This is a genomic window from Burkholderia sp. 28_3, from assembly GCF_003253915.1.
Lineage (GTDB): Bacteria > Pseudomonadota > Gammaproteobacteria > Burkholderiales > Burkholderiaceae > Burkholderia > Burkholderia cenocepacia.
Window position 1 is genome coordinate 50,406 of the sequence record NZ_QKZF01000004.1, and the last position, 18,843, is coordinate 69,248.

At 67.1% G+C, this 18,843-nt stretch carries 19 protein-coding genes and 1 tRNA gene; 10 read left to right on the forward strand and 10 right to left on the reverse strand.

What is annotated here, in order from left to right:
* Positions 1 to 73: 73 nt before the first annotated feature.
* Positions 74 to 493, reverse strand: a complete 420-nt coding sequence (locus DFS13_RS10885; protein WP_006490454.1) for an ATP--cob(I)alamin adenosyltransferase — start codon at positions 491 to 493, stop codon at positions 74 to 76.
* A 120-nt stretch (positions 494 to 613) separates the two neighbouring features.
* Positions 614 to 1,414, reverse strand: a complete 801-nt coding sequence (locus DFS13_RS10890) for a helix-turn-helix domain-containing protein (protein ID WP_006490459.1) — start codon at positions 1,412 to 1,414, stop codon at positions 614 to 616.
* A gap of 164 nt (positions 1,415 to 1,578) precedes the next feature.
* Here DFS13_RS10890 and DFS13_RS10895 point away from each other — a divergent pair, with 164 nt between their 5' ends.
* Entirely contained in the window at positions 1,579 to 2,205 is a 627-nt protein-coding gene (locus DFS13_RS10895) for a LysE family translocator (RefSeq protein ID WP_006490488.1), read from the forward strand.
* Positions 2,206 to 2,218: 13 nt separating this feature from the next.
* Positions 2,219 to 2,971, forward strand: coding sequence for a bifunctional 2-polyprenyl-6-hydroxyphenol methylase/3-demethylubiquinol 3-O-methyltransferase UbiG (locus tag DFS13_RS10900; RefSeq protein ID WP_060212678.1), 753 nt, complete (start codon positions 2,219 to 2,221; stop codon positions 2,969 to 2,971).
* 24 nt (positions 2,972 to 2,995) lie between these two features.
* On the opposite strand, the gene DFS13_RS10905 is transcribed toward DFS13_RS10900, so the two are convergent.
* From DFS13_RS10905 to DFS13_RS10920, 4 genes are all read right to left on the reverse strand, one after another.
* Positions 2,996 to 3,685 (reverse strand): DUF2848 domain-containing protein, encoded by a 690-nt coding sequence (locus DFS13_RS10905; RefSeq protein ID WP_006490484.1) that lies wholly within the window; start codon positions 3,683 to 3,685, stop codon positions 2,996 to 2,998.
* A 65-nt stretch (positions 3,686 to 3,750) separates the two neighbouring features.
* Entirely contained in the window at positions 3,751 to 4,137 is a 387-nt protein-coding gene (locus tag DFS13_RS10910; protein ID WP_060212680.1) for a hypothetical protein, read from the reverse strand.
* A 50-nt stretch (positions 4,138 to 4,187) separates the two neighbouring features.
* Positions 4,188 to 5,666: a 4-hydroxyphenylacetate 3-hydroxylase family protein gene (locus DFS13_RS10915; RefSeq protein ID WP_060212683.1), complete on the reverse strand. Its 1,479-nt coding sequence runs from the start codon at positions 5,664 to 5,666 to the stop codon at positions 4,188 to 4,190.
* A gap of 36 nt (positions 5,667 to 5,702) precedes the next feature.
* Positions 5,703 to 6,251 (reverse strand): flavin reductase family protein, encoded by a 549-nt coding sequence (locus tag DFS13_RS10920; RefSeq protein WP_006496073.1) that lies wholly within the window; start codon positions 6,249 to 6,251, stop codon positions 5,703 to 5,705.
* A 254-nt stretch (positions 6,252 to 6,505) separates the two neighbouring features.
* Between DFS13_RS10920 and DFS13_RS10925 the strand changes: the two genes are divergently transcribed.
* The gene (locus tag DFS13_RS10925) at positions 6,506 to 7,717 is read left to right on the forward strand and encodes an IscS subfamily cysteine desulfurase (RefSeq protein ID WP_006490476.1); all 1,212 of its coding nucleotides are present in this window, start codon (positions 6,506 to 6,508) and stop codon (positions 7,715 to 7,717) included.
* Between the two features lie 19 nt (positions 7,718 to 7,736).
* Here the strand turns inward: DFS13_RS10925 and DFS13_RS10930 are convergent, their stop codons facing one another.
* Positions 7,737 to 8,279: a MarR family winged helix-turn-helix transcriptional regulator gene (locus DFS13_RS10930; RefSeq protein WP_006490479.1), complete on the reverse strand. Its 543-nt coding sequence runs from the start codon at positions 8,277 to 8,279 to the stop codon at positions 7,737 to 7,739.
* 128 nt (positions 8,280 to 8,407) lie between these two features.
* Here DFS13_RS10930 and DFS13_RS10935 point away from each other — a divergent pair, with 128 nt between their 5' ends.
* Positions 8,408 to 9,004, forward strand: a complete 597-nt coding sequence (locus DFS13_RS10935) for a nuclear transport factor 2 family protein (RefSeq protein WP_060212685.1) — start codon at positions 8,408 to 8,410, stop codon at positions 9,002 to 9,004.
* A gap of 12 nt (positions 9,005 to 9,016) precedes the next feature.
* Here the strand turns inward: DFS13_RS10935 and DFS13_RS10940 are convergent, their stop codons facing one another.
* Complete coding sequence (locus DFS13_RS10940; RefSeq protein WP_006490472.1) at positions 9,017 to 9,556, reverse strand: SUKH-3 domain-containing protein; 540 nt, start codon at positions 9,554 to 9,556, stop codon at positions 9,017 to 9,019.
* A gap of 83 nt (positions 9,557 to 9,639) precedes the next feature.
* A complete protein-coding gene (gene rtcR / locus DFS13_RS10945) occupies positions 9,640 to 11,256 on the reverse strand; it encodes an RNA repair transcriptional activator RtcR (RefSeq protein WP_006490467.1) in 1,617 nt (538 codons plus the stop codon).
* Positions 11,257 to 11,594: 338 nt separating this feature from the next.
* Between rtcR and DFS13_RS40270 the strand changes: the two genes are divergently transcribed.
* From DFS13_RS40270 to DFS13_RS10970, 6 genes are all read left to right on the forward strand, one after another.
* Positions 11,595 to 11,667: transfer RNA gene (locus DFS13_RS40270), tRNA-Phe, on the forward strand.
* Positions 11,668 to 11,923: 256 nt separating this feature from the next.
* The gene (locus tag DFS13_RS10950) at positions 11,924 to 13,063 is read left to right on the forward strand and encodes a slipin family protein (RefSeq protein WP_060212987.1); all 1,140 of its coding nucleotides are present in this window, start codon (positions 11,924 to 11,926) and stop codon (positions 13,061 to 13,063) included.
* A 61-nt stretch (positions 13,064 to 13,124) separates the two neighbouring features.
* Positions 13,125 to 14,354 carry an RtcB family protein gene (locus DFS13_RS10955; protein WP_034178562.1) on the forward strand — a complete coding sequence of 410 codons (1,230 nt, stop codon included), beginning with the start codon at positions 13,125 to 13,127 and terminating at the stop codon, positions 14,352 to 14,354.
* 55 nt (positions 14,355 to 14,409) lie between these two features.
* The gene (locus DFS13_RS10960) at positions 14,410 to 15,225 is read left to right on the forward strand and encodes a nucleotidyltransferase domain-containing protein (protein WP_034202696.1); all 816 of its coding nucleotides are present in this window, start codon (positions 14,410 to 14,412) and stop codon (positions 15,223 to 15,225) included.
* A 258-nt stretch (positions 15,226 to 15,483) separates the two neighbouring features.
* Positions 15,484 to 16,632 (forward strand): DUF1176 domain-containing protein, encoded by a 1,149-nt coding sequence (locus tag DFS13_RS10965; RefSeq protein WP_181461612.1) that lies wholly within the window; start codon positions 15,484 to 15,486, stop codon positions 16,630 to 16,632.
* 62 nt (positions 16,633 to 16,694) lie between these two features.
* On the forward strand, positions 16,695 to 17,990 hold the full coding sequence (locus tag DFS13_RS10970; RefSeq protein WP_060212687.1) for an XAC2610-related protein: 1,296 nt from the start codon (positions 16,695 to 16,697) through the stop codon (positions 17,988 to 17,990).
* 36 nt (positions 17,991 to 18,026) lie between these two features.
* On the opposite strand, the gene DFS13_RS10975 is transcribed toward DFS13_RS10970, so the two are convergent.
* Positions 18,027 to 18,698 carry an O-methyltransferase gene (locus DFS13_RS10975; protein ID WP_034202698.1) on the reverse strand — a complete coding sequence of 224 codons (672 nt, stop codon included), beginning with the start codon at positions 18,696 to 18,698 and terminating at the stop codon, positions 18,027 to 18,029.
* Positions 18,699 to 18,843: the final 145 nt, after the last annotated feature.

An 18,843-nucleotide genomic window follows, 5' to 3' on the forward strand; every position in this document is an offset into this window, starting at 1 on the left:
CCGCGGCGCGCGTTCGCGCACCGTGCGTGCGTGTCGATGTCGACGCAAGCCGCGCGCCGGCGCGGCCGTCGGGTCAGGCGTTCGCCGCCGCGACGCCGGGCGCCGGTTCGGCGAGCAGCCGTTGCGCGAGCGCCAGCGCGTCGTCGCGGCTCGCCGCCGCGTTCAGCGGATACCCCCAGACCTTCTCGAAGGCACCCGAAAAGGCATTGAGCGCCACGCGCCGCGCCGCATTGGGCTCGATCGCGATCATCCCGGGAATCCATTCGCGCGACAGCGCGCGGTTGGCCTTGCTCCACTTCGCGAGCTGCTTGCGCATCTCGTGATCGTTGTCGGCGCGATCGTCGCCGGACGGCGCGTCGTCGGTCAGAAGAACGAAGCGTTCGCGGCGCGCCAGCAGCGCGTCGAGTTCGGCAAGCAGGCGGGCGGGATCGGTGTGGGTCGAGCCGCTGTAACGCAGCCAGACAAACGGGAATTCAGTCGTGACGATTTGCATGTTGGCCTCCAGATGAGAACGATTCTCATTTTATGGATCGAGACCTGATGCGTCATTTCTCATCCCGGCCAACTGCTTTTTCAATCCGGCCAACCGTGCACGGGCGCGCAGCCCGGCGGTTCAGCGTTGCCGGTCGGTCAGGAATTGCGTCGGCGGCTTGCCGGTCGCCTTGCGGAACATCGTGACGAAGCTGCTCGCGCTTTCGTAGCCGAGATCGATCGCGATCTGGTGCACGCGGCGGCCGGTCGTCAGCATCCGCAGCGACAGCGCGACGTGCAGCCGCCGGCGCCAGTCGCCCAGGCTCATGCCGAGCTCCCTCGTCGCGAGCCGCGTCAGGCTGCGCTCGCTGATGCCCGCACGCCGCGCGAGCTCGGGCAGCGGCGACTTGTCGGCCGGGTCGTCGAGCAGATGGTCGATCAGCTTGCGCAGCCGGCGGTCGGCCGGCATCGGAAGGTACAGGTCCTCGACCGGCGCCGCGACGAGTTCGTCGAGCAGCGTCGCCACCAGCCGCCCTTGCGGCCCGTCGACGTCGTACAGATTCGGGAAGCTGGCCGCCTTCAGCAGCAGTTCGCGCAGCAGCGGCGACACGCCCAGCGTGCAACAGCGCGTGGGCAGGTCGAGCGCCGCGTCGGGTTCGACCAGCACCGCGTAGAAGGTCGCGCCGGCCGAGCCGCGCGCCGCGTGCGGGACATCGCCGGGAATCCAGACCGTGCATTGCGGCGGCGCGGTCCACACGCCGCCGTCGATCTCGCAATAGACGACGCCCGTCAGCGTGTAGAGCAGCTGCGCCTGGCGATGGCTGTGCCGCTCCAGCCGCCATTCGGGCTCGACGACCGAGCCGCCGAACACGACGAGCGGACGCGGCACGTGATAGACGTCGGCGTCCGCGGCGGGATCGGTGGTCGGTGGAAGGTCGCGCATGGAACGACGGGTCGTGAAAAAAGGCCGGACGCCGGCGCGTCCTGTCGTGCTTATACCAGAAAGGCGCGGCCGCAGCCGCGCCGTTCGAGGGCGCCTGCACCCGCGCGCCGAACCGAATACAATGCGCCGATCCCCCGCCGCTGCGCGAACCTGCCGGAGCCGCCATGTTCGACCTGACCACGCTGACCACCTTCACGGCCGTCGTTCTGGGCCTGTTCCTGATCCCCGGCCCCGCCGTGCTGCTCGTGCTGAGCCGCACCGTGCAGGGCGGCCGCAAGACCGGCATCCTGACCGGCCTGGGCGTCGCGAGCGGCGACTTCGTGCATACGCTGTTCGCGGCCGTCGGGCTGTCCGCGCTGCTGATGACGTCGGCGCTCGCGTTCAACGTCGTGAAGCTGGTCGGCGCCGCGTACCTGATCTACCTCGGCGTGCGCGCGCTGCTGGAGAAACCGTCCGATCCGTCGCTGCCGCAGGTGTCACCCGTCACGCCGCTCAAGGCGTACCTGCAGGCGATTCCCGCCGAAGTGCTGAATCCGAAAACCGCGCTGTTCTTTCTCGCGTTCATGCCGCAGTTCGTGCACCCGGAACGCGGCTCGACGTTCGTGCAGTTCGCGGTGCTCGGGCTGATCTTCGTCGTGCTCAGCTCGCTCTACACGACGCTGATCGCGTGCTCGATCCGCCCGCTCGGCCGCATCGTGAAGCGGCTCACGTGGCTCACGCGCTGGCAGGGCAAGATCATCGGCTCGATCTTCATCGCGCTCGGGCTGCGCGTGGCCGTGCAGCAGCGCTGATGCGCATGAGCGTATGACGCCCGCCGGCGCGGACCTGCTCTATACCGACCCGCGGCTCGTCGCGGTGTACGACCTGTTCAACGCCGGCGATCGGGACTTCGCGTTCTACGCCGCCGCGATCGGCGCCACCCGGCGACGCGTCCTCGATCTCGGCTGCGGCACCGGCACGTTCGCGCGACGGCTCGCGGCGGCCGGGCACGACGTCGTCGCGATCGATCCCGCGCGGGCGATGATCGATTACGCGCGACGCCAGCCGGGCGCCGACGCCGTACGCTGGTTCGCGTGCACGCTCGACGGCCTGCCGCCGGGCGCGCCGTTCGATGCGGTCGTGATGACCGGTCACGCGTTCCAGTGCCTACTGACCGACGACGACATCGACGCGACGCTGCGCGGCGTGCGACGCGTGCTCGCCGACGGCGGCCGCTTCCTGTTCGACACCCGCAACCCGCGCACCGAACCGTGGCGAGCATGGACGCCCGCGCAGTCGGCGCGCCGCATCGAGTCGCACGAATTCGGCATCGTCGATCTCCATCACGCGGTGCGGGCGATCGACGGCGCGGTCGTGACGTTCGACACGCACTACCGCTTCCGCCGCGACGACACGCTGCTGACGAATACGAGCCGGCTGCGTTTCATCGCGCAACCTGAACTGCAGGCGCACGTGATCGCAGCCGGATTCCCGGCGGCCGACTGGTGCGGCGACTGGGACCCCGCTCCGTTCGACGAAGCGACCAGCGCGGAGATCATCGCGATCTGCCGCGCGTGAGCGCGCGCGCGTTCCGCCGCCGCGTCAGCCCGCCACGGGCAGCGTGTCCACCGCGTACGCATGCCGGATCGTGCGGCCCAGCACCGGGTCTTCCAGCTCGACCTCGAACCGCTCGGCCGGCCGGATGCCGCCGATCGCCGCGAGCGTGCCGCACAGCATCGCGGTGCCGTCCTCGAAGCGGCCGCCATGACGCGCGAATTGCGCGAGCAGATCGTCCGGCGCGCGCATCGCGGTCACGTTGCCTTCCTGATACAGCACGCGCTCGCCGTCGATCGTCGCGTACGCGCGCAACACCAGTCGATCCCAGTGACCGGCCACGTCGTCGAGCTTCCACAGCGTGTTCGCGCACGGCTTGCCGCACATCTGCTTCGACACGGTGATGCCGTACGTCTCGACCTCGCGGTCGGTATGATCGGACGCGATGCCGACGAAGGTCTCGCCGCCGTCGCGCACCAGCACGAATTCCGCTTCGCCGCTGCTCTGCCCGCCCGCGACCTGGATCGCCGGCGACGGATCGAGGCGATCGGCGGCAACGCGGTAGAACACCGGCGTCGTCGCCGGGCGCTTGACGCCGAGTGCTTCCAGCTCGCGGATATGCTTTTCCATGGCGACCGTATCGCGGCCGGTCCAGCCTGCGATCACGAGCGTGTCGATCGCGATCGCGCGCTCGGTGCGGCCGTCGCGACCGTCGATCGCGAACGTGATGGTTTTCATCGAATGCTCCTCGTCGCGGGCCGCGCGATCCCGCGGGCCCGCTGTCTGTCATTGATCGACCGGGCTCACGCCGGATCGTAATAGTGGATCTCCAGCAGCACGCAGCCGCCGTTCGACTTGAACGGGCCGTGCCATGCGCCGGGCGGGCGCACCGCATACGTGTAGCCCTCGAACGGCGTGCCGCCGTTGCCGTGCTCGTCGTTGCCGACGGTCAAATCGCCTTCGACCAGAAACACCTCTTCCCAGTAGTCGTGCACGAACGGCTTCTGCGTATGCAGCCCCGCCGGCAGGCGCAGCAGGCGCGTGCGGCTGCCGCGCTTGCGCTCGGTGTCGAGCGTGCCGGACAGGATCAGCTCCTGCGCGCCGGACGCCGGGTCATAGCCCTCCGGCAGGCGCCAGTCGCGCTGCATGTCCAGCGTGTGGAATTCGTCGTGAAGCTTGTTGATGGCCATCTTTCTCTCCTGATTGCGATAGCGGGTGAAAGGAGTTGCGATGCGGCTAGTCAAGCGGCACGCGGCGTCGACAGTTCCTGGTTCAGCGAATAGCTGCCGAGCATCGAATCGACCAGATGCGACGCGCGCTGCCAGTCGTACGTGCGATACGCATGGCCCTTCGTGACGAACGACGCGCCGGCATAGAACAGTTCGTACTGGTTGTGGCGCGACGCGAATTCGGAACCGACCGCATCCCACGCGAGCTTGAAGAACTTCACGCGATCCTCGGACGAGCACACCGGCGACTTCTGCGTCTTCTCGATGATGCGCAGCAGGTCGGGGTTCTCGAAATCGCGCACGCTGGACGGCAGCATGATCATTCCGCCGCCGGCGAGCTCGCGCAGCGTGTTGAGCACCTTCGAATAGAGTTGCTGCGTGACGACCTGCGAGCCGTACAGCATGTTGCGGTTGGGCACGTAGAAGCCGTTGACGACCGTGCCCTTCGCTTCCATTCCGTAGACCCACGCCTCGACCATCGATGCTTCGGCCGCGAGCTGGCCCAGCGTCTCGCGCACCTGCGGGAACGCGTTCGTGCCGTTGACCTCGGAGATCTTCAGGCCGAGCCCGACGAGAAAGCGCAGCTTCGTCATCAGGCGCACCTGGCATTGATAGTTCTGGTACACGTGCGCGGGTGTCGCGTGGAACTGCTTCGCGCACATCGCGGTATTGCCGGCGACGAAGATCCGCTCCCACGGCACCTTCACGTCGTCGAAATACAGCACCGCGTCGTTCTCGTCGAAGCGGCTCGACAGCGGGTTGTCGAACACCGACGTCGCGTGCTCCTCGTACGACTTGCGCGACATGATCTTCATGCCCTTCGCGTTCATCGGCACCGCGAACGACAGCGCATACATCTCGTCGCCTTCGCGCAGCGGCTGGATGCAGCTGCAGAACACCTCGTTCGCCATGATCCCGCTGGTCGCGAGCATCTTCGCGCCGCGCACCGTGATGCCTTCGGCATCCTGATCGACGATGCCGACCGCGAGGTACTTGTCCTCCTGCTCGTGCGCGGCCTTCGACTGGTTCGCCTGCGGATTCACGATCACGTAGGTCAGGAACAGGTCGTTGTCGCGTGCATAACGGTAGTAGTCGCGCAGCGCGCCGGCGCGCGCCGGGTCGTATTGCTCGAACACGTCGGCGCCCATGTACATGCCGGAGAGGCACGACGCGACGTGGTCGGGCGAGCGGCCCATGAAGCCGTAATGCAGCTCCGACCATGCTTCCAGCGCGGCACGGCGCTCGACGAGTTCGTCATAGGACGTCGGCAGTTGCCAGATCCGGCTGACGCGATTGCCGGAGTCGGGCGACACGAACGTCATCTTCTCGACGTTTTCGTTCTCCGCCTGATAGTCGTACAGGCTCGCGTAGCTGCGGATCGAATTGCGGAATGCCGCGTGCGCGGTCACGTCGCCGACCGGCTGGCCGTTCAGGTAGACCTGCCGCCCGTCGCGCAGCGACGCGATGTGCTGAGTGCCGTTCTTGATCATGATGCCCTCCTGGGTGGAATGAATCGTGGGTTGCGTTCACATGGCCGACGCGTACGCGCCGTCGAGCGCGCGGTAGCGTCCGCCGAAGAAGATCAGCGGACGCCCGTCCGGGCGCGCGCGGTGCCGCATCACGCGGCCGACGAAGATCACGTGGTCGCCGCCGTCGTATTGCGCATACGGTTCGCATTCGAACGTCGCGAGTGCATCGGGTAGCAGCACGCCGCCACCGTCGCCGGCCGCGCCGCCGCGCCAGCCCCACTTGTCGCCGTTCGCTTTCGCGAAGCAGTTCGACAGGTGCTGCTGCGTCTCGTCGAGCACGTTGACCGCGTAGCCATCCGCGCCGGCCAGCTCGCCGAGGCTCAGGCTGCGACGGTCGACCGAAAACAGGATCAGCGGCGGGTCCAGCGACACCGAATTGAACGACGCGACCGTGATACCGATCGGCATCCCCTCCTTGCGCGGGGCGGTAATCACCGCGACGCCCGTCGCGAACATCGACAGTGCGGCCCGGAAGCGCCGCTGCTCGTCGGCATCCGCGCCGGTTCCGGCATGGTTCTCGCTCATCTCGTCCTCCATGGGTTGCATTGCCGGATTCCGCCGAGGAATCCGCATCAACAAAGCACCGTTAATTAGCTTTGTTATTTAGCTTTTATTAAATGTAAACACAAAGCCCGATTCAAGATGTCGTAAACCCTGATCTTGAAAGCTTTGTTTGAAAGACAACCCTACTCGCGGGATGGATGTTGCACGGCGCGCACGAATGTCCACGTACACTGAGGCAACCGTATTCCCCAGCGCTCGCGATCCATGCGGGACGCCGCCTTCCGGAGCCCCTTTCGATGCAATCCCGTCCGATCTACATGGACTACAGCGCGACGACGCCGGTCGATCCGCGCGTGGTCGCCAAGATGGTGCCGTTCCTGCACGAGCAGTTCGGCAACCCCGCCTCACGCAGCCACGCCTACGGCTGGGATGCCGAGCACGCCGTCGAGGAAGCGCGCGCGCACGTCGCCGCGCTGCTCGGCGCCGATCCGCGCGAAATCGTGTGGACGTCTGGCGCGACCGAAGGCAACAACCTCGCGATCAAGGGCGCCGCGCACTTCTATCAAGGCAAGGGCAAGCATCTCGTGACGGTGAAGACCGAGCACAAGGCCGTGCTCGATACGTGTCGTGAACTCGAACGCCAGGGTTTCGACGTCACGTACCTCGACGTGCGCGAAGACGGCCTGCTCGACCTCGATGCGTTGCAGCAGGCGCTGCGCGCCGACACGATCCTGGTGTCGGTGATGCTCGCGAACAACGAAACGGGCGTGATCCAGCCGGTGGCCGACATCGGTGCGCTGTGCCGCGCGCGCGGCATCGTGTTTCATTGCGATGCGGTGCAGGCGGCCGGCAAGATTCCGGTGGACGTGAATGCGCTGAACGTCGATCTGCTGACGGTGACCGCGCACAAGGTGTACGGCCCGAAGGGGATCGGCGCGCTGTACGTGCGCCGCAAGCCGCGCGTGCGCCTCGAAGCGCAGATGCACGGCGGTGGCCACGAACGCGGGATGCGCTCAGGCACGCTGCCGACCCACCAGATCGTCGGGATGGGCGAAGCGTTCCGGCTCGCGAAGGAAGAAATGGCGGACGAAAGCCGCCGCGTCGGCGCGTTGCGCGACCGGCTGCTGGCCGGCCTGTCGACGCTCGACGAGGTTTACGTGAACGGCGACCTCGCGCGCCGGATTCCGCACAACCTGAACGTCAGCTTCAATTTCGTCGAAGGCGAATCGCTGATCATGGGGATCAAGGGCGTCGCGGTGTCGTCAGGCTCCGCGTGCACGTCGGCGTCGCTGGAGCCGTCGTATGTGCTGCGCGCGCTCGGCCGCAGCGACGAGCTCGCGCACAGCTCGATCCGCTTCACGCTCGGCCGCTTCACGACCGAAGCCGAGGTCGACAGCGTGATCGCGCAGGTGCGCGACACGGTCGGCAAGCTGCGCGAATTGAGCCCGCTGTGGGACATGCATCTCGAAGGGGTCGACCTGGATACGATCGAGTGGGCCGCGCACTGAGCGCGGCGGCCGGCGCGCGTCAGCCTTTTTCCTGGCGCGCGATCATGTGCGCGAGATCGAGCGTCGCGCGATCGCCGTTGGTGACGAGGCGGTCGATCACCGAGCAAAGCGCCTTGAACTCGGTTTTCGTCACGCCTTCGAACAGCACGTTGTTGATGCGTTGCTGCGTATCGGCGAGCGCTTTCAGCAGCTTCGAGCCGGCCGGCGTGACCGTGAGCCGCATCTTGCGCTTGTCGTCGGGGTCCGCGCGTTTGTCGATCAGGCCGAGCTTCTTCAGCTTGCCGGTCTCGATCGTGACGAACGCGCCGCTCAGGTGCAGATGATCGGCGAGGCGGTTGACGGTCACGACGTCGTCGTGCGACAGATGGGCGACCGACACGAGCAATGAATACTGGATGCCGGTGAGGCCGATCAACGAGCCGAAACCGTCGCGCACCGACAGCAGGCGCGCCGCGAACGGCAGCAGCCCGTTGATCAGGTGGCGGAATTCCGTGTCCGTGCCGTCGATCAGGCAGGCCGGGTTGGTAATGGTCAGAACGGACTCCTCTTGCTGCTTGGCCATGACGTCGACGCTCCGTGCGGTCATGCGAATTTAGCTTTGAAACGAAATTATACGGCAAAGGCACCTGCGGCCTCGGCCAGCCCGGCCGCCCGCATGCGGCCCGATTTCCCCTATCAGGAGGTTCGCGCATGCCCTTCCCGCTTCATCCCGCCACGGTTCGCGCGCTGCTCGAATGCTATCTGCGCGCGAAGGACCTGAACCAGGCCGCGCTGATCGCCGACTGCTTCGCGGCCCATGCCGAGCTGAGCTTTTCGCTCGCCAGCGACGACATCGACTTTCCGCCGCGCGTGACCGGTGTGACGGCCATTGCGCATACGCTGGTCGAGGCATTCGGCGAGCGGTTCGAGCAGTGCCGGACCTACTACGTCTGCGCGCAGCCGCCCGTCGACGGGCACGGCGTCAGCCGCATGCCGTGGCTCGTCGTGATGCGACAGAAGGACAACGGCGCACTGCGGATCGGACATGGCACGTACCGCTGGCAGTTCGCCGTCGACGGCGCAAACGACGACGTTGCGCGAGTTGCCGCGCTGCACATTCATATCGCGCGGATGGATACGATCGACGATCCGCAGTCGTTGAAACTCGCGCGGCTGCAGGCGGCGTTCGGGTATCCGTGGCTGCCGGCGCACGCGTTCGCGCGCGGGCTCGCGGACGTCGCGGCGGCGCATCCGGATTGGGCATTCCTCGCGCCGTTCGAGCAGGCGGCCGCGTCGGCCATCAACTGACGCCGCGCTGCATCACGGCGCCGCGCGCGATCCCTCATTGCCGGCCAGCAACTGCGCGGCGGTCATGACGCGCGGGTCGTCGCCCGTCAGATGCGCGCCGTAATAGGCGATCGACGCCTGCTCGTCGAGCAACAGCGGAATCGCGACCCGCCCGAGCAGCGCGCGTTCGATCGCGTCGCCGAACGTGAATCCCGCCAGATAGACGCCGTCCATCACGCAATTCGTCGTGAATACGCGGCCCTGCGCATCGACATAAAACTCGACGTAGCCGAGATCGTCCTCGGCGATTCCGATCATCGTCGTGTCGAGCGCCCGCTCCCACGCGGCAATCTGTTCATCCTGACGCTCCAGTGCGCGAAACGCGATGCCCATCGGCGCGCAGGTCTCCCCGCTGCGCCGGGCCGGCTCCGCCCCCACGATCAACGTGCCGAATTCGCGCAGGATCGTATCGCCCGGATGTTCGCCGTCGCGGGCCGATAGACGGCCGTCGGCAGGGCCGCGCCACCCGGCCGCGACAAACAGCGGCCTGACCGTCAACGGAATCTCGATCACGAAAATGCTCCTGAAGTTACCGCATACGATACGACACGAGCGAACACTCTCCGCAGCGCGGACAGCATGCGCCGCGCTCGCCCTCACACACCGTCGAGCGCGCGCCGCACACCGTCCCAATCGAGCCCGAACCGCGCGAGATACTTGCGCAGGCGGTCCGCGTCGTTCGGCTGCTTCTTGCTCTGCCGCGATACCGCGAACAGCGTGCGCCCGGCTTCCGACAGGCTCGCCGACGTGCGGCACACGTCGAGCACGCGTTCGAGCTGCGCACGGTCGAACAGGTCGAGTTCCGCCGCGCGCGCACCGAACACCGCGTCGACGCACGCATCGGATGCCCCCGTGCCCCCCGGCGGCGACCACGTGCGCGTCAGCCGCTCGACTTCCTGCTCGGCGAGCGCCTCGGTAATGCGCCCCGCATCGGCCAGCGTCGCCATCCGGGTGACCGACGCCGACAACTCGCGGAAGTTGCCGGCCCACGTCGCGCGCGGCGAGGCCGCGAACGCGAGATAGCGCCGCTTCGCCTCGACGTTGAACCGCACCTGCTCGCCCTGCTCGCGACCGAACCGGTCGAGCTCGAATTCGAGGTTCGGCTCGATGTCCTCGCGGCGCTCGGCCAGCCCCGGCAATTCATAGGTCCAGAGGTTGATCCGCGCATAGAGGTCCTCGCGGAACGTGCCGGCCGCCACCATCTGCCGCAGATCGCGGTGCGTGCCCGCGATCAGTTCGAAATCGCTGGTCGCCTCGACGTCCGCGCCGACGGGCAGGAAGCGCTTCTCCTCGATCGCCTTCAGCAGCATCGCCTGTTCGTCGAGCCCGAGTTCGCCGATCTCGTCGAGAAACAGCAGCCCGCCGTCCGCCGCGCGCAGCAGCCCCGCGCGCGCCGACTGCGCCCCTGTGAACGCGCCCTTCACGTGACCGAACAGCGTCGACATCGCCGCGTCGCCGCGCAGCGTCGCGCAGTTGATCTCGATGAACGGCCCCGCGAGCCGATGCCGGCCGCGCTTCAGCTCGTACACGCGCTTCGCGAGAAACGACTTGCCGGCCCCCGTCGGCCCGACCAGCAGCATCGGCGCGCGCGAACGCACCGCCACGCGCTCGAGTTGCTCGATCAGCGCATTGAAGCGCGCGTTGCGCGTCGCGATGCCGGCCTTCAGGAACGACACCGTTTCGTCGCGCTCGCGCGTGAAGCGCTGCGCGATCCGGTTGTAGCGCGACAGGTCGAGATCGATCACCGAGATCGTGCCCGGCCCGCTCGGCCCTTCGTCGGTTCGCTGCGGCGGCCCCGTCTGCACGAGGCGCGCGGGCAGGTAGCGCGCTTCCGCGAGCAGGAACCAGCAGATCTGCGCGACGTGCGTGCCGGTCGTGATGTGGATCAGGTAATCCTCGTGTTCGAGGTCGAACGGATACGCGCGTGCGTAATCGTGCAGCGTCGCATAGACCTCCTCGAAATCCCACGGATCGTGGAGCGTGACCGGCGTGAGCCGCACATCGGTGTGCGGCGACACGCGCGCGAGATCGTCCCGCACCTGGTTGGCGAGACGCGTGTAGTCCAGCGAATGCAGCAGTTCGAGCCGGTCGATCGGCAGGTCGGGCTGCTCGCACAGCGAAATCGTCGGCCGCCATTTGCGGTAACGGCGCGGCGCGCGGCCGCCTTGGTCGAGCACCGTGCCGAGAAAACCGATCGCAACGGTTTTGCGCATGTTTATCTCGTGGGATAAGAAGCGATCCGATTGTATCGGATATTCATGACCGCGAGGTGCCGACAGCGTCGATGCCGGACCCTGCAAATCAGATAATTCCCTTTTAACTTCAATATGTTGCGAGATTTCCAGAAGCACCGGCCGCTCCCTGGCACGCTCCTCGCTAAATAAAAGACGCCGGATGTCCCGCTGGCCCACGAGCCAGGGTTCGACAAGCCCTGCTGGTGCGCCGCCGCCGAACCTCGTTCGTCGCGGTAGCGCATGCCGCCATGGACAGACGAAGGCAACGGGGCGCGCGCCAGGATGCCTCGCCCGGGTTCGAATCCCGGGGCGCCCATTGTTCGAAAGCTCAGCCAGGTGGAGCAGCCGGCGAAAGCCGGCCGGTGGCGGGTTCGAATCCCGCTCGAACGCTGTCCGCAAGGACGGTCTCGTATGAAGGCAGTACCCGCCGGTGCGGGCCGACAGGCCCGCCGCGCGTCGGACCGGTTGCGGTTCCGCGCGATCGGCCGGGCGGCCGCACGGCCCGCGCGAAGGCGCACGACGACGCAATGCAGCAGGCGTCGCCATGCGTTTCGACGCCGGCCGGCGCGCCGCCCGCCCGATTGCGTCGCCCCGCGATCCGCACGATGCGCGTTACCCGGCGGCCATTGAAGAAAAGGACAAAAATATGTGGAAGCGTCATGTGGTGAAAAAGAACGAACGCGCGCTGCTGATGAGCGAGGGCGACTTCGTGAAGGTGCTGGAACCGGGCGTGTTCAAGGCCTTCGATCCGTTCAAGCGCCTGTCGGTGCAGACCGCGCGTCTCGACGCGCCGCTCGCCGACGACGCGCTGGCCGACTACCTGCGTCACGACGCACCGGACGTGCTCGCGCGGTATTTCGTCGCGATGGATCTCGCCGACGACGAATCCGGCCTGCGCTATGAAGACGACGTGCTCGTCGAGATTCTGGCGCCCGGCACGCGCCGGCTGTACTGGCGCGGCCTGACCGCGCATCGGCTGGAGCGCATCGATCTCGCGCAGGACAGCATGCTGCCTGCGGCGCTGGTGAAGCGCATCGCGCAACCGTCGCTGCGTGCGCGCGGCGTGGCGGGGCTGACGGGCGTGCTCCTGGCGCAGGTGCCGGCGTACCACGTCGGCGTGCTGAAGGTCGACGGCAAGATCGAGCGACTGCTGGACGCGGGTGCGTCGGCGTTCTGGCGCTTCAACCGCGACGTCGCGGTCGAGCTGGTCGACCTGCGCTTGCAGGCGATCGAGGTCGGCGGGCAGGAAATCCTGACGCGCGACAAGGTCGCGCTGCGGCTGAACCTGTCGGCGACGTGGCGCTATGCGGACGTGCTGCATGCGTTCGGCCAGTTGCAGAAGCCGGTCGAACACCTGTACCGCGAGTTGCAGTTCGCGCTGCGTTCGGCGGTCGGCACGCGCTCGCTCGACGAGCTGCTGGAGGACAAGCAGTCGCTCGACGAGGTCGTGATCGCGCAGGTGCGCGCCCGTCTCGACGGTTCGGGCGTGGACGTGCGCAGCGTCGGCGTGAAGGATATCGTGCTGCCGGGCGACATGAAGACGATTCTCGCGCAGGTGGTCGAAGCGGAGAAATCCGCGCAGGCGAACGTGATTCGCCGCCGCGAGGAAACGGCGGCCACGCGTTCGCTGCTGAACACCGCGAAGGTGATGGAAGAAAACCCGACCGCACTGCGGCTCAAGGAGCTGGAAACGCTCGAGCGCGTCGCGGAACGGATCGACCGCATCTCGGTGTTCGGCGGTCTCGACCAGGTGCTGAACGGGCTCGTCAGCATCAAGGGCACGTAATGCAGGTTCCGGCGCGATGCAGATGTGTCGCGCCGGTCCCGAAATGAATCAAGTGAAGCAAATGACCGACATGGACATGGATTATCAGGTGATGGAACTGGCGAACGGCAAGCCGGTGAAAATGTGGACGCAAGGCGTCGCCGTCGAGGACGAAGCGCGCGCGCAACTGCGCAACACCGCGCAGATGCCGTTCATCTTCGGCCACGTCGCGGTGATGCCGGACGTGCACCTCGGCAAGGGCTCGACGATCGGCAGCGTGATTCCGACGAAGGGCGCGATCATCCCGGCCGCGGTCGGCGTCGACATCGGCTGCGGAATGATGGCCGCGCGCACGACGCTGACGGCGGCCGACCTGCCCGATTCGCTTGGCGGGCTGCGCAGCGCGATCGAACGCGCGGTGCCGCACGGCCGCGCGCCGGGCCGGCGCGACCCGGGCGCATGGGGCGATCGCACGCCGGCCGCCGTGACCGACGCGTGGAAATCGCTGCAGCCGGGCTTTCAGCGCATCGTCGACAAGTATCCGAAGCTGGCAAAGACGAACCACTACGCGCATCTCGGCACGCTCGGCACCGGCAACCACTTCATCGAAGTGTGCATCGACGAGGCGGACCGCGTGTGGTTCATGCTGCACAGCGGCTCACGCGGCGTCGGCAATGCGATCGGCAGCCTGTTCATCGAACTCGCGCAGGCCGACATGCGACAACACATTGCGAACCTGCCCGACCGTAATCTCGCGTACTTCACCGAAGGCAGCCGGCACTTCGACGATTACGTCGAGGCGGTCGGCTGGGCGCAGGACTACGCGCGGCGCAACCGGCAGGCGATGATGGACGCGGTGATCGGCGCGGCGCGCGGCGTGATCGGCACACCGTTCTCGGTCGACGCGCATGCGGTGAACTGCCACCACAACTACGTGCAGCGCGAACGCCACTTCGGCGAAGACGTGCTCGTCACGCGCAAGGGCGCGGTGTCCGCGCAGAAGGGGCAGCTCGGGATCATTCCGGGTTCGATGGGCGCGAAGAGCTTCATCGTGCGCGGGCTCGGCAACCCGGAAAGCTTCTGCTCGTGCAGCCACGGCGCGGGCCGGACGATGAGCCGTACCGAAGCCAAGCGCCGCTTCACCGCCGACGATCAGGCGAAGGCGACGCAGGGCGTCGAATGCCGGAAGGACGCGGGCGTCGTCGACGAAATCCCGATGGCCTACAAGGACATCGACGCGGTGATGGCGGCCCAGCGCAGCCTCGTCGAAGTGGTGCATACGCTGCGCCAGGTGGTGTGCGTGAAGGGATAGCGCGGTGTGCGGCCGAGGGCCAGCGGCCGCGCACAACGAAAGGAAAACGACAACGATGAAAACCGACAACGCAATGACGGCCGTGCGCAGCGCGCATCCGATCGACCCGGCGGTACGGGCGCGCGTGATGGCGGAGCTCGCGGAAGTCGAACGCCGCCATGATGTATGCGTGCTGTTCGCGTGCGAATCGGGCAGCCGCGGCCGGGGATTCGCTTCGCCGGACAGCGATTACGACGTACGCTTCGTGTACGCGCACCGGCGCGACTGGTACTTGAGCGTCGAACCGCAACGCGACGTGATCGAGCGGCCGCTCGACGACGAGCTCGACGTCAGCGGCCGGGAATTGCGCAAGGCGTTGCAACTGCTGCGACGCTCGAATCCGACGCTGCTCGAATGGCTCGACTCGCCCGTCGTGTATCGCGAAGATGCGCGCTGGGCGCCGCGGCTCAGATCGCTGGCATCGGCGTTCTTCTCGCCGGTACGCGGGCGTCATCACTACCTCGCGATGGCGAAGAAAAATTTCCGCGGCTATCTGCAAGGCGACACGGTGCGTTACAAGAAGTACCTGTACGTACTGCGTCCGCTGCTCGCGGTGCGCTGGATCGACATGGGGCTCGGCATGCCGCCGATGCGCTTCGTCGATCTCGTCGACGGGACCGTGCACGAGCCGACGGTGCGCGCGGAGCTCGATGCGCTGCTCGCGCTGAAGATGAGCGCGAACGAAGGCGAATACGGGCCGCGCCGGCCGGCGATCCACGCGCTGGTCGAGACGATGCTCGCCGATGCCGAACACGATCGCGAATACAAGCGGCCGTGGGGCGACGTGGCGATGCTCGACGCGTTCCTGCGCGACGTGGTCGACGGCCGATGAAAAGTGAACGGCGCGATGCCTGCGGGGATCGCGCCATTTTTGCATCCGCGCTCGTCCGATCGATGCAGGCGAGCAACGATCGTGCCCGCGTACGACGTGTCGTCGCAACGATCGCAGCCCAGCGCGGCGGTATACTCGATGCCGTTCGGCACAGCGCGCCGCCGCATGCGCCGCAGCCTTCGACCTGCCCCGCCTGCTGACGATGCGCTTGCAATCCGACATCTTCCGCCCGTCCATCCACAGTCGATACGAACCGTCATGTCGCACCGCCTTTCGCTCGCCATCGCCGCCCTCCTCGCCGTTTCCCCGTTCGTTGCCAAGGCCCGCCCGCTCGCGCGGCCGCCGGTCGAACGCGACTTCAAGAACTGGTCGGTCGTTTGCGACAACGGCAACCGCTGCATTGCCGAAAGCCACGCGGACGATATCGATGATGCACGCACCCGCCTCATCCTGCGCGTGACGCGCGATGCCGGCCCGGACGCGCCAGCCTCGCTCGACATCTATGCGTCGGCGCCGCTGGACCTGCGCAGCGCACGCGTGGATGGTCGTCCGTTCGATGCAATGGCGGCCCGATGGCATGCGTTCGGCGGCAAACTAGCCGATGACGACGCGCACCCGTTCCGGATCCGGACCAACGATCCGGCAACGGTCGCCGCATGGCTCACCGCGTCGCGCAATGCGCAACTGCTGAGCTTCGGCGATCCGGCGTCGGCCCAAACCGCCCGCACGCCGTTGACGGGATTGAGTGCCGCGCTGCTGTTGATCGACGACACGCAGGGCCGTGTCGGCACCGTCACGGCGTTGCTGCGCCCGGGCACCCGGCCGGCGTCGGCGGTGCCCGTCGCACCGGCACTGCCCCCCGCCGTCACGCCGGCCCCGGCCGTCGCAAACCTGTCGGCCGCGGAGCAACGGCCGCTCGTCGATGCGGTGCTCGCGAAGTTCGGCGGCGACGTGAAGCAATGTGCGACCGATGTCGAAGACGAAATGCCGGCGAACGATCGCAGGAAGGCGTCGACTGCCGTGGCGGTCTCCGCCGACGAAGCGCTGGTCGCGATACCGTGCCAGACCAGCAGCCTGTATAACCACACCGACCTGTGGTATCGCGTGCGGCGAACCGCGCCCTACTCGCCGACGGCGATGAATTTCGGCGAGAACGCGAACGCGGGACTCGATTCGGCGTCGTTCGCAAACGAACTGACCGACGCCGGCTACGATCCCGCCAGCGCGACGCTGTCGAGCAAGGTCAGACTGCGCAGTGCCGGCGATTGCGGCTCGACCGCGTCGTGGATCTTCGACGGCCGGCACTTCGTGCTCAGCGATATCGCCACGCACGGCACTTGCAACGGCTTGTTCGACGATCAGTGGCCACGCCTGTATCGACGGGCCGATGCGAGCGGAAGCCGCTGACGCACGTATCGCACCGAAACACGCCGGCAGACATAACCCATAACGAACCGAGGGGCCGAACCATGCATCACCCGTTTATCGCCGCGTCGCGCCACACAGCCGCGACGCGGCGTACGCGCGAGCGGCTCAGCGCGCTTGCGTTTGCGCTGATCGCCATCACCGCATTCGCGTCGACGCCGGTGCGCTCGGCAAACGCCGACGAGTCGGTCGAGATCCCGTTCTGGTCGCGTGACTGGGCCGGCACGATCGGCAACCGGCACGTCGAAGTCTCGTTGTCGCGCGTCGGCGACACGGTATCGGGCTGGTACTGCTACGCGCCATGCACGTCCGACAAACGCTATCGGCTCGCATTGAAGGGAACGCTCGACGCGCACGGTGCGACGCTGTCGGAACGGGATAGCGGCGCGAAAGCCGACGCCGATCGCGTAACGGGCAAGTGGCGCGTCGCTTCTCTCGACGATGCGGTAACCGGCACGTGGACCGCACCGGACGGCAAGCGCACCTTCCCTGTCTCGCTCGCGCAGAAGCACGACGGCAGAGCGTTTCCCTACGACATCCGCCTCGTCGCCGACCATCTGCCGGACGACGGCGGTTCGTGCACCGACGCGCCTGAAGTCACCGCAATCCGCCTGTACGACCACGGCCGCCTCGTCCAGACGCTAAAGACCGATTCGCGGGGCACCTGCAACCTGTTCACGCCGGATTTCGCCGACGTGAACTTCGATGGCTGGCCCGACTTGATGCTCGCGCAATCGATGGGGGCCGGTCCGAACATCCCGTACCAGACGTGGATCTTCAACCCGAAAACGCGGCGCTTCGCCGATGCGCCGCCGGGACTGCAAGACATCACGTCGCCGGATTTCGATCCGGTGCACCGGATCGTCTGGACGAGCTGGCGCGCGAGCTGCTGCGAGCACGGCGTGACGACCTACCGCTGGCAGGGCAACGACGTGAAGGAGGTCGACTCGGCGAGCAGCTACTTGCTGCCCGTGCTCGACGGAAACACGCGTCGCTATTGCTACATCGTGCCCGGCTACGGCAACGGCCATATCGAGTATCCGCAACGCATCGAGCAGACCGATACCGGGCTGCGCTCGACGCTGGGCGCGCTGAAGGACTGCGAGGCGGGCGATTCGGCTCAGATGTCGCGGGTATATATCGACATCTGGAAGCCGGGCGCGCCGGGTGGCGCCCCGACGCTCGTGCGTACCGAAAGGGTCGCCTGGAAACGGACGTCGACGCGCGCCGGCATGAAGTTCTGCCCGGACGTGCCGTTCTACGACAACGGCCGCATCCGCCGCATCCTGTTGCGCGACGATCCCGACCAGTGCAGCGACTCGAATCCCGACGAGAACTAGTGTGCGGCGCGCCCGCAAGGGCGCACCGGCGTCACTTCACGCGGCGCCCACGATCGAGATCGAGAACCCGTCCCAGCCTTTCTGCCCGACCGTCTGCACGGCGGTCGTCATGAGCGCCGGCTCGGCCGCGAGCCGCGCGAACCCGGCGCGCACGCCGGCCACGTCCGGCTCGCGATTGTCCGGATCGACCACGCGCCCGTTGCGCACGACGTTGTCGACGACGATCACCGTGCCGGGCCGCGACAGCTTCAGCGCCGCATCGAGATAGACGGCGTTGTTGTCCTTGTCCGCATCGATGAAGATGAAGTCGAACGGCGCCTCGCCCGTGTCGATGAGCCGCGCAAGACTGTCCTTCGCGCTGCCGACCACCACCGACACGACCTGCGCGAATCCGGCGCGCGCGATGTTCTGCGTCGCGACCTTCGCGTGTGCGGGGTTCAGCTCGAGCGTCACGAGCGCGCCGCCCGGCGGCAACGCGCGCGCCAGCCAGATCGTGCTGTAGCCGCCGAGCGTGCCGACCTCGAGAATCCGCCGCGCGCCGCGGATCGTCGCGAGCAGCTGCAACAGCTTGCCCTGGTTCGGCGCGACGTTGATCGCCGGCAGCCCGGCCGCGTCGCTCGCCGCCAGCGCGGCGTCGAGTACGGCGTCGGACGGCACGAGCGTCGCCGAGAAATACGCATCCACCTGGTTCCACCGATCCTGATCCATCGCGCACCTTTCGTCTGCGGAAAAGGGCATTCTATGCGCCGCGCCTCCATAAGCAACCCACCATTCGTTCTAAGGGCAGCCGCGCACGTGCTCCTATAATCGCCGGACGGCAGGACCCCTCGACCTTCACAACAACAAACGGAGC